Origin of the sequence: Flavobacterium tructae (genome assembly GCF_001853485.1) — a bacterium.
GTDB lineage: Bacteria > Bacteroidota > Bacteroidia > Flavobacteriales > Flavobacteriaceae > Flavobacterium > Flavobacterium tructae.
This window is the reverse complement of the sequence record NZ_MIKE01000011.1, coordinates 516,411-529,844: the sequence shown is the minus strand read 5'-3', so window position 1 is coordinate 529,844 and position 13,434 is coordinate 516,411. Positions and strand designations below refer to the sequence as shown.

Here is a 13,434-nt window from a genome sequence, read left to right as displayed (position 1 = left end):
ACATTGTTTTTTATCTGAATAAATTTTTATCGAATACCATTCTGATAGCATCAGCATGACGACGTTTTGAACGTGTGTAACTTCCTGATGCCGGAGCAGAGTAAGCTTTTAATGAAGCTAATCTCCATTTCACAAGGTCAAAGTTCATCAACATGAAGCTGTAAGCTCCCATGTTTTTAGGCTCTTCCTGTGCCCAAACGTAATCGTCAGCATTTGGATATTGTGCGATGATTTCTTTGATTTGCTCTACAGGGAAAGGGAATAATTGCTCGATACGAACCACTGCAACATCATTTCTTCCGTTGTTTTCTCTTTCAGCTACAATGTCGTAGTAGAATTTACCGGTACAGAATACTAAAGATTTTACGTCTTTTTTGTTTACTGTAGTATCGTCGATTGTTTCCTGGAAGCTTCCGTTTGCTAATTCCTCAACAGTAGATACGCATCTTGGATCACGTAATAAACTTTTTGGAGAGAAAACTACCAATGGTTTACGGAATTTTGTTTTCATTTGTCTTCTGATCAAGTGGAAGAAGTTAGCCGGTGTTGTACAATCGGCAACATACATATTGTGTCTCGCACAAAGTTGTAAGTAACGTTCCATTCTTGCAGAAGAGTGTTCCGCTCCCTGACCTTCATATCCGTGAGGCAATAATAAAACAATACCGTTTTGGTTGTTCCATTTGTCTTCTCCACAAGAAATATACTGGTCAATCATGATTTGGGCTCCGTTAGAGAAATCTCCAAACTGTGCTTCCCAGATCGTTAAAGCATTTGGATTCGCTAATGCATATCCATAATCAAAACCAAGAACACCATATTCAGATAAAAGCGAGTTGAAAACACCGAATTTTCCTTTTTTGTTCGCTATAGTGTCCAGTAAAATTACTTCTTCTTCAGAATCTTCCACTTTAACTACCGCATGACGGTGAGAGAATGTACCACGCTCTACATCCTGACCGGAAATACGAACGTCAAATCCTTCTGTTAAAAGTGAACCGTAAGCTAATGCTTCTGCAGTTCCCCAATCAAGAGTGTTGTTGTCGTATCCTACTTTTCTGTCGGTAACAATTTTAGTGATCTTGTTGATGAATTTCTTGTCTGCCGGTAACGTTGAGATTGTATTGATGATAGAATCCAGTTCCTTCTTTTCAAAAGTAGTATCTGTTTTTTCTAACATTTGTGTATCTGTTACCTGAACAAATCCATTCCATTCGTTTTGCATGAACGGAGTTATAATAGTCAAATCTTTTTTACGGGAAGCTTCTAAGTTTTCCTCTAAAGCAGATTTGTATTCTTTTTCTAAAGCATTTACATAAGATGCATCGATTATGCCGTCAGACAATAATTTCTCTGCATAAATATCTCTTGGATTTTTATGTTTTGCGATGATTTTATATAGAACAGGTTGTGTAAAACGAGGCTCATCACCTTCGTTATGACCGTACTTTCTGTATCCTAATAAATCGATAAATACGTCACGTCCAAACTGCATTCTGTAATCTAAGGCAAAAGATACAGCATGTACCACAGCCTCAGCATCGTCAGCATTTACGTGTAATACCGGTGAAAGCGTTACTTTGGCAACATCTGTACAGTAAGTAGACGAACGTGCATCTAAATAGTTAGTGGTAAAACCAACCTGATTGTTGATTACGATATGAATAGTACCGCCTGTTTTGTATCCGTCAAGCAATGACATTTGAATGATTTCGTACAAGATTCCCTGACCTGCGATTGCAGCATCTCCGTGAACGGCAATAGGTAATACTTTAGAGAAATCGTTCGGGTAGTATTTGTCTTGTTTTGCTCTTGTGATTCCTTCAATTACAGCTCCAACCGTTTCTAAGTGTGAAGGGTTTGGTGCTAAATTGATATTGATGTTTTTTCCTGTTCTTGTTTTTTTGTCGGCAGTAAGACCTAAGTGGTATTTTACGTCACCGTCAAAATATTCCTGATCGTAATCTTTACCGTCAAACTCACCAAAAATATCCTGAGTTGATTTTCCGAAGATGTTAGCCAAAACGTTCAAACGACCACGGTGAGCCATTCCCATTACGAATTGTTCTACTCCTTTTTCGGCAGCCTGCTCGATCAAAGCGTCCAAAGCCGGGATGATAGATTCTCCACCTTCTAATGAGAATCGTTTTTGACCTACATATTTAGTATGCAGGAAGTTCTCGAAAGATACGGCCTGGTTTAATTTATTTAAGATTGTTTTCTTTTCGTCAGAAGAGAAGTTTGGCTGGTTTACGTTTACAGCCAGTTTGTCCTGGATCCATTTTACAACGCCGGGATTTCTGATGTACATGTATTCGATACCAATGTGCTGGCAGTAAATAGTCTGAAGACGTGTAACAATATCCTGTAGTGTAGAAGGAGCTACTCCGATTGCCTGAGCAGCATCAAAAACTGTTGAAAGATCAGCAGTTGTTAATCCGAAATTTTCAATGTCTAAAGTTGGAGACGATGTTCTGCGATCACGAACAGGGTTTGTTTTGGTAAACAAGTGCCCGCGAGTACGGTAAGCATCGATTAATTTTAGGACATTGAATTCTTTTTGTAATTTATCAGAAACTAAACTACAATCTACGTTGTCGTTTGTTACGTATTCAACGATTCGTTGAACCGGATTTTCGTCATTATAAGTCGTTTGTCCAAAATCGAAACCTTGAAAAAAACTTCTCCAGCTTGGCTCAACGCTATCTGGGTTTACTAAATACTGATCATATAATTGTGCGAAAAACTCTGTATGCGCTGCATTTAAAAATGAAAACCTATCCATAATATGAGTGAATATACTTTTTGTTAAATAGAATCGCAAAAGTACAACAATCACATTTATTTAAATCTTTTTTTTACGTACTTTTACGTAAAAATTTGTTAAAAATAGACCCAACTATGGATAAAAATCAAATTTCAATCGTTTTCAAAACTTTTTTTGTGATTTTGGCCGTCTCATTTTCGAGTTCTGCTTTTGCACAACAAAAATATGTCATAGACAACAGCAATCATTTTTGGGAGAAAGTTCAATTTGGAGGTGGTCTTGGTTTAGGAATTGGTTCCGGATATACGGACATTTCGGTTTCACCAAGTGCCATTTATAACCTAAACGAAATTGTGGCGGTTGGTGTTGGATTGCAGTTTGGTTATTTGTCCTCTAAAAACTATTACAGCTCTTTTGTTTATGGCGGAAGTGTGGTTGGACTCGTGAATCCGATTCCTGAAATTCAGTTGTCAGCAGAATTGGAACAGGTTCGTATAAATACGGACTATAAATCAACGGCCTATCGACCAAGTTATTCTGATGATTATTGGAATACCGCCTTATATCTCGGTGCGGGTTACCGAACCGGAAGTGTTACTATTGGAGCACGTTATGATGTTTTGTATGATAAAAATACCAGTCTCTACGGATCAGGGTTTATGCCTTTTGTGAGAGTTTACTTTTAGAGGGGCTAAGGTTCTGAGATGCTAAGTTTCTAAGTTTTTTTATGAATTATTATACATATTGGTCTATTTCGGACTTGCCATCTAACACAAGATCCTTTGATGTCTTTTTTTGGGTTGCAATTGTTTCTCTTATTCTTTGGATTTTGATTAAAAAGTTCAAAAGCAAAAATAATGATTATGAAAAGTTGATACTATTATGGTCAGTTGGTGCCGTTTTTAGTTTATCAGTAATCATGTTTTTCTATTTGAAATTATATACAACTGATACAACGGAAAAAAGAATTCAGAACCTTTTGAATTCTCCAAATGTGTTTGTGGTAGAGGGTATTATTACTGATTTTAAAAGGGAAAAGCAAGTTAAGAAAATGGCAACTATTACTTGGGAAAGCTTTGTGGTCGACTCTGTTCAGTTTAAATATAATGATGCATTATTAGGAGGATTTAATGATTTCAGTAAAGCAAATAATGGAGTTTTTAGAGATGATTTACCAGTTAGAATAACTTATGGAAAAGAAAACCACGAAATTCTAAAAATAGAAATCGCAAAGTAAAGCCTTAGTATCTCAGTACCTTAGAATCTTAGCGCCTTACTTATAATAATTTCGAAACCAAACCTTCTGCCATTCTCTTTTTAAAATCAAAAAAGAAACCTGCTCGGCTAAGATCACCAAATCAGAACCGTCGAGTTTTTTGATTTCATTTTCAGGTACATCAATGATGTAAAGCAGATTGAGGTACTCCGCAAATTTGTACTGAATCATTCTGTAGATTTTCTCGTGAAGCTGAATCTTTAGTTCGTCGGGAGAAATACTCATTGGAAAATCTATTCCTTCGTTGGCCAAATTAAAATCTTTATTAATTTGCTCAATCAAACTTAAATATAGATTTTCGCTTTCGGCATCAGCCAATAAAATATCGGTATTTGCAGGGATTGGAAACATTGATGCTTTTTAAGAATTGACGCAAAGTTAAAACTAAAAAATCATTTAACAGTCGATTCTCTTTCAATGATTCTCGTAGGAAGTTCAATAATTTGATGCGTCACCGGACGATGTTCTTTCAGGTCGGCAATTTCATCTATTAAAAGCGAAACCGCCTGATGCCCCATTTCAAAGCCTGGCTGGTCAATTGTTGTTAATTTAGGCGATATAACAGTGCTCATAAACCAGTTGCTAAAGCCAAAAACCGCTACCTGTTCCGGTGTTTTGATTCCCGCCTCATTAAAGTATTTGATAATTCCGATGGCGACCAGATCGGTGATGGCAAAAATCGCGTCTATGTCCGGGTGTTCCGTCATTATTTTCTGGGCATTTTCGTAACCGTCTTCAAAATCGGTATTGTTATCGCACACGTAAACCAGTTTTGAATCGTATTCAATTCCGTGTGCTTCCAAAGCTCTTTTGTATCCTAAGAATCTGTCGATGGAGTTTTGAGGAACGTACGAACCCCTGAAATGTGCGATCTTTTTGAATCCTTTATTAATGAGGTAAGAAACAGCGTCGAATGCCGCTTTGGCATCATTGATCACGACTTTGGAACAATCGACTCTTTTGGCAATTTTATCAAACAATACAACGGGCGTGTTTTTGCGGATCGCTTCATTAATATGAGTAAAGTCATCTGTTTCATTAGAGAGCGACATTAAAACCCCGTCAACACGTTTCTGAATTAATAAGGCCAGCTGTTTTTTCTCCAGTTCGTATTTTTCGTTGGATTGTAATATAATGACAAGATAGCCTCTTTTTTCGGCTTCTTCGAGAATACCATTTAAGACACTGGAGAAGAAATGATGCACGGTAGCCGGAATGATTACGCCAATTGTTTTAGTTTCGTTAGTTCTCAGATTTACCGCAACCGAATTGGGCATGTAATTCATGGTTTCGGCCATCTCGATCACACGGGCACGTGTAGACTTACTAATGTCGGTATAGCCTTTTAATGCCTTTGAAACCGTGGTAACCGAAATTCCCAATGCCGATGCTATATCTATTAATTTGGTGTCATTCATGAAATAAAAGTACTAAAAAATAAAGTGTATTGATAAAAAATTAACTTCCGAAAACGTTTTAGGGGATTTCGAAAACGTTTTCGATTTAGAATTCTTAAATTAGAGTTAATTCCTTGAGTAAGTTTACATTTCATAAATGAAAGATTAACTAACTAAACCAAAAAATCATGAAACAGCAACATTCTTATTTAGGCATATTATTTTTGATATTGTGCTTAATCTCTGTTCCAAACCATCTGTTTGCCCAGGATAAAAATACCGTTTCCGGGAAGGTACTTGATGATAGCGGCCAAACTATTCCGGGAGCCAATGTTTCTCTTAAAGGAACAGATAAAAATACGATTACAGATGAAAACGGAAAGTTTGTATTTTCGAATGTTTCCGCCGGAGATTATACCATTGTAGCGACCAATGTTGGTTACAAAACCTTTGGAAAACAAATCACTGTAAAAGAAGGAGAATCTCTAGAGGTTAATTTACTTCTGGAAGGAGAATCGCAAAGCCTGAAAGAAGTTGTGGTAACGGGATCTTCAAGTCCGAGGTCTAAATTAGAATCCAGTGTGGCTATTACCACCATGGGAGCTAAGGCTATCGAAGACAGAGCGCCGGCAAGTACGGCTGCTTTATTGCAAACGATTCCCGGATTTGTGGTAGAAGCCTCGGGAGGAGAAATTGGAAATAACCTTTTTGCGAGAGGAATTCCGTCTGCGGGAGCCTATGAGTATGTGCAGATCCAGGAAGACGGATTGCCTGTTTTTGAAGATGGGGCTTTGCAGTTTGCAAATGCCGATACTTTTTACAGACTAGACGAAACGGTCAGTAAAATGGAGGCAGTTCGTGGAGGTTCGGCATCTATTTTTGCTAATAATGCGCCGGGAGGAATCATCAATTTTATTTCTAAAACAGGTCAGAATGACTTTCAGGGAAGAGCTAAATTCTCGACTTCAGATTATGGAATGTTCCGAACCGACCTTAATTTATCAGGCGCTTTAATTCAGGATAAATTGTTCTTTAATATTGGAGGTTTTTACAGAGCCGATAATGGAGTAAGAAATACCGGTTTTACTGCTAATAAAGGAGGGCAGATCAAAGGAAACATTACTTATAAATTTGATGATAACGATTATTTGAGAATTAACTTCAAACATCTGGATGACAGAAATACGTTCTATTTACCGATTCCATTAAAAAGTAACAATGGTAAAATAGAAGGAATTCCGGGTTTTAATCCAAATTACGGAACCTTGACGTCAGTAAATTTTAGCCGTTTAAATGTGCCTCAATACGGAGGCGGAACTTTTACAGCAGATTTAGAAGACGGTTCTCATCCGATCATCAACTCGATTGGTGCTGAATTCAAAAAGAAGATATCGGAGAAAGTGACGTTCAAGAATGCATTCAAACAAACCAATATCAATTTGAATTACAATGCTATTTTTCCAAATGGCGGTCCATGGACACAAGATGCTTATGCAACAGGGGTTCAGAATACCACGGCCAGTAATCTGACCTATTCTTATGTAGATAATGGAGCAACACTTGATCCGAATGCCTTAATTATGAGAGCAGATCTTTGGCACATCGAGAAAAAGATGAATAATTTTGCGAATAATTTCTCTTTTGCGTTTGATTTAGATCCTGTAAAACTGACCGCGGGCTACTATTATTCCAATTGGAAATCGAATCAATACTGGAATTGGAATTCGTATTTAGTGGGAGTTTCAGACAATCCGAGATTGTTAAATGTAAAAGACAATACATCAGGTGTAAATCATACCTGGAATGGGGTGGAGAGAATTACTTGGTTAGAAAGAGACGCGCAAACCAAAGGGGTTTTGAATGATGTTTATGTCGATGCCGAAATTAAAGCTACAGACAAGCTGACTTTCAATGCGGGCTTACGATATAATAAAGACAAATATTCAGGGTACCGAGATAATGCTCGTTTTTTTGCTGAGAATTTGGGAGTTTTAAACAATAATACGGCGGATGATAAGGTAACAACGGTAAAAGGAAATCCGTATACGTATTGGAGATATGATGTGAGTGAATGGTCGTATACCGCTGCCGGAAACTATAAGTTCAATGACAACATGGCTTCGTATGTGCGTTACAGCCACGGTTTCAGATCGCCTATCGAAGAGTCTTTTTATGATAATGCAGCCGATTTGAGCAAACTGGAAAACACCGAAGTAAATCAGTTTGAGTTGGGGTATAAATATTCTAATTCTTTCTTCAATGTAAATGCCAACCTGTTTCATATGAATTTGAAAAATGTTGCTTTTACGGATATTTTATCGGATGGATCTTCTGAGAATAAATTTGCCGATGTAAACAATATTGGTCTTGAAGTAGAAACCAATGCCAGATACAAAATGGTAAAAATGAACTTTACTTTCACCGTTCAAAAACCGGAGTATGATAATTTTACGGGTTCCAATGCTGACGGATCTACTTTTAATTTTAACGGAAACACAGCCAGAAGAATCCCTAAGTTTTTCTGTAACTTAAGACCGGAAGTTGATATTACAAAAGATTTTACAGCGTATGTGCAGTTCTCTTATTATGATAAAAAATTCACGAATCAGGACAATAAACAAGTTTTGCCGGCTTATAAAGAAGTAGGGGCAGGATTAAATTATACCTATCATAATCTTCGTTTTGCGGTTGATGCTTCAAACTTGTTCAATGAAATTGGTTTAACTGAAGGTGACCCAAGACAGACTACTTCTGCAGCAAGCGATGTTTTTATGGCAAGACCAATTTTAGGACGCGCCTTTAGATTCTCAGTAGCGATTAATTTTTAAGAGATGTGGGAGGTGAAATGTGAGATGTGAGATGTAGAGTGTGTTCGAAACCTGAAACCTGAAACCTGAAACCTGAAACATTTCAACTATTAAAAGACAAACCAATAAGTACATGAAAAACATAGGAATCAAAATTTCACTTTACCTCAATTATTTTGTCTTCGCTATTCTACTGAATAGCGTAGGCATTGTGATTTTGAAATCGCAGAAAAATTATGGAGTAGATGAAGTTCAGGCGAGTATTTTAGAAGCGTTTAAGGACATGCCTATTGCGATTGTTTCCTTTTTTATAGCCTCTTTTTTGCCCAGAATCGGATATCGAAAATCAATGCTGATTGGTTTGGGTTTAGTTACTCTGGCTTGTATTTCCATGTATTTTGGGAATTCATTCGACAATGCTAAAATTCTCTTTGCAACCGTTGGAGTTTCGTTTGCCTTGATTAAAGTTTCGGTTTATTCCTTAATAGGTACCGTGACCGAAACCAAGAAGGAACACAATGCTTTGATGAGCAGTATTGAAGGTTTTTTTATGGTTGGAATCGCACTGGCTTATTTTCTGTTTCCGGTTTTTAATAAGGAAGAAGATCCCAATTCGTGGCTAAATGTGTATTGGTTTCTGGCCGGATTGTCGTTGCTGTCGTTTCTGTTTTTGTTCTTTGTGAAATTTGAAGAAACCGAAGTCGCCGCGGGAGCAGATCTCAGAGATGATTTCATGCAAATGTTCCGTTTAATGGCAAAATTACTAACGGTTATTTTTGTGATTAGTGTCTTTTTGTTCGTAATGATTGAACAGGGAATCCTTTCGTGGCTGCCTACGTTCAATACCAAAGTGCTGCATTTACCGGAGAATATAAGCATTATGATGGCTAGTATTTTGGCCATTTCATTGGCAGCCGGAAGGATGATTGCCGGAATTGTAACTAAAAAAGTGGGCTGGATCTGGGTGTTGAGTTTCTGTATTCTTTCAGCCATGCTGATTGTGGTTTTCGTACTTCCAAAAACCGTCGGATTAGAAGTGAAAAGTATCAATACTTTGGCAGATATACCTTTAATTGGTTTCGCATTTCCTTTAATCGGATTGTTTATTGCGCCAATTTATCCGTTGTTAAACTCGATAGTATTGAGTGCGCTGCCTAAAAATCTGCAAAGTTCAATGACAGGATTAATTGTGATTTTCTCGGCTCTTGGCGGAACATTAGGCTCCAGAATAACAGGCTGGCTGTTCAAAAATGAAGGACCGGAAAAGGCATTTTATTTTACATTAATTCCAATGTCTTTATTATTAGTGTCTTTTTTTATTCTTAAAAAAATAACTGCAAAAGATGAAATTTAAACTACATATATCCCAAACTATCGAAAAACTATTGACTCAGGAAGATACTGACGGCGATAAAAAAATAACGATCGATGATCATGGTCCGAAGCGATTTTTACTGAACGGTGAAGAGGGAAATTCAATCCTTATTGAAGGAACCTATCAGCTTTCAAACTTATTGCAGGAACTGGCTTTGGCTAAAAAAGAAAATACGGAATTTGCCGAAATCAGTCTCGATCAAATTGTAGAAGATCCTGTAAAAAGAATCTCCGGAAAAATAAAAAACCTGTACTGGAAAGGCCTAACACGTACAATCGATGCCAATGGGGTGAAAAAAATACTGGAAGACAATAAAATAGAAAACGCTATTTCGTATTTGTACGTGCCTTTTGGAGATGAAATCGTTTTTGATTATTTCAAAAAACTGGAAGCTGTAACTCCAAAGTTAAAAGTGGTACAAATGCCGAAACATATTTCACCAGAGTATGTATTGTCGCTCAATCAAAAACCGGGTATACTGGCTTTGGCACTTCAAATTAAAAACAATGAAATTTCGGGAGTTCCTTTTGTAGTTCCCGGCGGAAGGTTCAATGAAATGTACGGCTGGGACAGTTATTTTATTGCTAAAGGACTTTTGATAGATGATAAAATAGAGCTGGCTCTGGGAATTGCAGAGAATTTTAAATACCAGATTGATCATTACGGAAAAATACTAAATGCCAACCGGAGTTATTATTTAACCCGTACGCAGCCTCCGCTTTATACGTCCTTGATCAGAGATGTCTTAGAAAAATCGAATCCGGATATTTTCTGGATTGAAAGACATTTAAAAACGGCCATTAAAGAATATCTGACAGTTTGGATGGAGGAAGGTAAAAGACTAACCGCTAACGGATTGAATCGGTATAAAGCTGAAGGAATCGGACTTCCGTTTGAAGTGGAAGAGGGGCATTTTGATGATATTCTGGAGCAATATGCACCGAAATACAATTTGTCTACCCGCGAATTCGAAAAAAAATATCTGGAAAGGGAAGTGGTCGATGTCGAATTGGATAAGTATTTTATTCACGACCGAAGCATGCGCGAAAGCGGTCATGACACGACCAACAGACTGGTTGGAATTTGTGCCAATTTAAATACCGTTGCGATCAATAGTCTGCTTTACAAATACGAAACGGATATTGCGTTTTTGATTAGGAAGTATTTTAAAAACGAATTTCAATATTTTGAAGACCAGTCTTTTTCAACCGAATATTGGCTTACGAAAGCAGCTTCGCGAAAAGAAAAAATCAATCAATTGTGCTGGAATTCAGAATATGGATGTTATCTGGATTATAATTTTGTGAATGAGGAGCAGCATTTTTTTGAGGCTGCAACTACTTTTTACCCGCTTTGGGCCAAAATAAGCACACCCGAACAAGCTGATATTCTGGTAAAGAAGACCCTTCCAAATTTTAAAATGAAAGGCGGAATTGCCGGAAGTACCAAAGAATCCATTGCAGCTATAGACGAAAACGCACCTGTACGTCAATGGGATTATCCGTTTGGATGGGCACCGCATCAAATGCTTTTATGGGAAGGTTTGCTGAATTATAATTTTAATGAAGAAGCACAGGAAATGGTGTACCGCTGGCTTTGGCTGATTACCAGAAATGCAGTGGATTATAACGGAACCATTCCGGAAAAGTTTGATTTATCGATCAGCTCGCATAAAATCTTTGCAGAATATGGAAACGTCGGAACCGAATTTGACTTTATCCCCGAAGAAGGTTTCGGATGGATGAATGCTTCGTACCAGTATGGTTTAACCATTTTGGAAGAAGATTTAAAACAAAAATTATCGGACTTGGTTGATCCGGATGTACTTTTTTAGTTAAAAGGGGGCTTCGACTTCGCTCAGCCGGACACAACGTTATCATTTAAATTATTGTGTCCGGCTGAGCGAAGTCTATTATCAAGCCGAGATTCGACTGTCACGCTGAGCGAAGTCAAATGTCATGCTAAGCGAAGTCGACTGTCAGGCTGAGCGAAGTCGAAGCCTAGACCTTTCTTCCCATTAAGTTTTCCCCGAAAGTACGCAGTATGTTTTTCTTTTCAGCGTTAAGATCCATTTTATCCAGCGTTTCAAAAGCTTTAAAAGTATACATTTCAATGGCATCCTGCGTTGCTTTTGAAGCACCGGATTCATTAAAAATGTTTTTTGCAGTAGCTATTTTAGCAGTATTGTCTTCTAATTGTAAACTGAATAATTGCTCTAATTCTGAAGCTTTTTCAGGAGAAGAAAATTCTCTTGCTTTGAGGTATAAATACGTTTTTTTGTTTTCAATAATGTCTCCGCCCACTTGTTTTCCGAAAGTTTCCGGATCTCCAAAAGCGTCCAGATAATCATCCTGAAGCTGGAAAGCAAGCCCTAAATTCAATCCGAAATCATAAATTAAATCACCTTCTTTTTCAGATGTTTTGGCTACGATGGCTCCCATTTTCATGGCAGCAGCAACCAGAACAGCCGTTTTATATTCGATCATTTTTAGGTATTCCGGAATCGTAACATCATTTCTTTGTTCAAAGTCAACATCCCATTGTTGCCCTTCACAAACTTCAAGAGCCGTTTTGCTGAATAGTTTTGCTAAGTTCCTGAAAACAATTGGTTCGTATTGCTCAAAATACTGATACGCCAGAATAAGCATTGCATCACCGGACAAAATTCCGGTGTTGAGGTCCCATTTTTCATGAACAGTTTCCTGTCCTCTTCTCAAAGGCGCATCATCCATAATATCGTCATGTACAAGCGAGAAATTATGAAAAACTTCCACGGCCATTGCAGCCGGAAGTGCTGTTGTATAAGGAGTATTAAAAACTTCTGCAGCCATCAAAGTAAGTACGGGACGAATTCGTTTTCCACCGAGGCCCAGAATGTATTCAATAGGTGCGTAAAGATTTTTGGGTTCTTTTTGTATGCTTTGGTTTTTTAAATAATGAATAAAAAAATCCTGGTACTGACTAATATCGTGCATAAAATGAAATTCTGATTTGCGAGGTCCAAAGATACAATTCATTAATTAAATTATTCTTTTTTTAAAATTGAAATGATTAATCAGCATTTAAAATAGGCTTTAGATTCCCTAATTTGTAAGATGTTAAAATTATTTTCAAAAAAACTCGGAAACTTTTTTGGTATTCAGAGTTTCCTGTCTATATTTGCACCGTCGAACAGGAAACTTGAAACACTCAAATAGTTTCCTTGTAGAATTGAGAAATGTATAACCTCAGTAAAAACAGTAATTTATGAAAACAACATGGACCTTAGATTCTAGCCAATCAGATGTTTTGATTAAAATGAGACATTCGATTATTGCTTACATGGGAGGAACTACAAATAAATTTGGTGGTTATGTGAATATTGAAGACAATGAAGTAGAAGATGCATCGGTTGAGTTTTCGCTTGACATTAACAACAAGATTGATAATTTTCAGCAAATTGATACTTATTTACAACTTCAGGATTTGTTTGATGTAAACGAACATCCGATTATTAGTTTCAAATCGACTTCGTTTCAAAAAGTAAACAACAATATTAATTTTTTCAAAGGTGACTTAACGATTAAAGATGTTACCAAAGTAGTGGAACTTGATGCCGAGTTTATAGGGGTTAATACGTACAATGGTGAGAAGAAAGTTGCTTTTGAAATCAAAGGAGACATTAAGCGTCAGGATTTTGGTTTAGATTATAATTCGTTCAGTCATAATGGAGGATTGGCTTTAGGAAAAGACATTAAGCTTATTGCAAATTTAGAGTTTAGCATATAAATCTTACAGAATGAAGTAAATTAATGTAAAATTATTACAAATAT

General features: G+C 37.1%; 10 protein-coding genes. 6 read left to right on the top strand and 4 right to left on the bottom strand.

Annotated elements, in window-relative coordinates; genetic code table 11:
- Positions 1 to 10 precede the first annotated feature (10 nt).
- Positions 11 to 2,785: a 2-oxoglutarate dehydrogenase E1 component gene (locus BHE19_RS04270; protein WP_070906106.1), complete on the bottom strand. Its 2,775-nt coding sequence runs from the start codon at positions 2,783 to 2,785 to the stop codon at positions 11 to 13.
- Between the two features lie 116 nt (positions 2,786 to 2,901).
- Between BHE19_RS04270 and BHE19_RS04265 the strand changes: the two genes are divergently transcribed.
- The gene (locus BHE19_RS04265) at positions 2,902 to 3,453 is read left to right on the top strand and encodes a hypothetical protein (protein WP_070906105.1); all 552 of its coding nucleotides are present in this window, start codon (positions 2,902 to 2,904) and stop codon (positions 3,451 to 3,453) included.
- Between the two features lie 41 nt (positions 3,454 to 3,494).
- Positions 3,495 to 4,004, top strand: coding sequence for a hypothetical protein (locus BHE19_RS04260; RefSeq protein ID WP_070906104.1), 510 nt, complete (start codon positions 3,495 to 3,497; stop codon positions 4,002 to 4,004).
- A gap of 36 nt (positions 4,005 to 4,040) precedes the next feature.
- Here the strand turns inward: BHE19_RS04260 and BHE19_RS04255 are convergent, their stop codons facing one another.
- Both BHE19_RS04255 and BHE19_RS04250 read right to left on the bottom strand, forming a co-directional pair.
- A complete protein-coding gene (locus tag BHE19_RS04255; protein ID WP_070906103.1) occupies positions 4,041 to 4,394 on the bottom strand; it encodes a hypothetical protein in 354 nt (117 codons plus the stop codon).
- A 41-nt stretch (positions 4,395 to 4,435) separates the two neighbouring features.
- Positions 4,436 to 5,461 (bottom strand): LacI family DNA-binding transcriptional regulator, encoded by a 1,026-nt coding sequence (locus BHE19_RS04250; protein ID WP_070906102.1) that lies wholly within the window; start codon positions 5,459 to 5,461, stop codon positions 4,436 to 4,438.
- Between the two features lie 167 nt (positions 5,462 to 5,628).
- Between BHE19_RS04250 and BHE19_RS04245 the strand changes: the two genes are divergently transcribed.
- The 3 genes from BHE19_RS04245 to BHE19_RS04235 all read left to right on the top strand — a co-directional run bounded on the left by BHE19_RS04245 (position 5,629) and on the right by BHE19_RS04235 (position 11,456).
- Positions 5,629 to 8,268: a TonB-dependent receptor gene (locus tag BHE19_RS04245; RefSeq protein WP_070906101.1), complete on the top strand. Its 2,640-nt coding sequence runs from the start codon at positions 5,629 to 5,631 to the stop codon at positions 8,266 to 8,268.
- Positions 8,269 to 8,380: 112 nt separating this feature from the next.
- A complete protein-coding gene (locus BHE19_RS04240; protein ID WP_070906100.1) occupies positions 8,381 to 9,601 on the top strand; it encodes an MFS transporter in 1,221 nt (406 codons plus the stop codon).
- Positions 9,591 to 11,456, top strand: coding sequence for a trehalase family glycosidase (locus BHE19_RS04235; protein ID WP_070906099.1), 1,866 nt, complete (start codon positions 9,591 to 9,593; stop codon positions 11,454 to 11,456). The genes BHE19_RS04240 and BHE19_RS04235 overlap by 11 nt, the downstream gene beginning before the upstream one ends.
- 166 nt (positions 11,457 to 11,622) lie before the next feature.
- Here the strand turns inward: BHE19_RS04235 and BHE19_RS04230 are convergent, their stop codons facing one another.
- Positions 11,623 to 12,597: a polyprenyl synthetase family protein gene (locus BHE19_RS04230; protein ID WP_026109778.1), complete on the bottom strand. Its 975-nt coding sequence runs from the start codon at positions 12,595 to 12,597 to the stop codon at positions 11,623 to 11,625.
- A 271-nt stretch (positions 12,598 to 12,868) separates the two neighbouring features.
- Here BHE19_RS04230 and BHE19_RS04225 point away from each other — a divergent pair, with 271 nt between their 5' ends.
- Positions 12,869 to 13,390 (top strand): YceI family protein, encoded by a 522-nt coding sequence (locus tag BHE19_RS04225; RefSeq protein ID WP_017494629.1) that lies wholly within the window; start codon positions 12,869 to 12,871, stop codon positions 13,388 to 13,390.
- Positions 13,391 to 13,434: the final 44 nt, after the last annotated feature.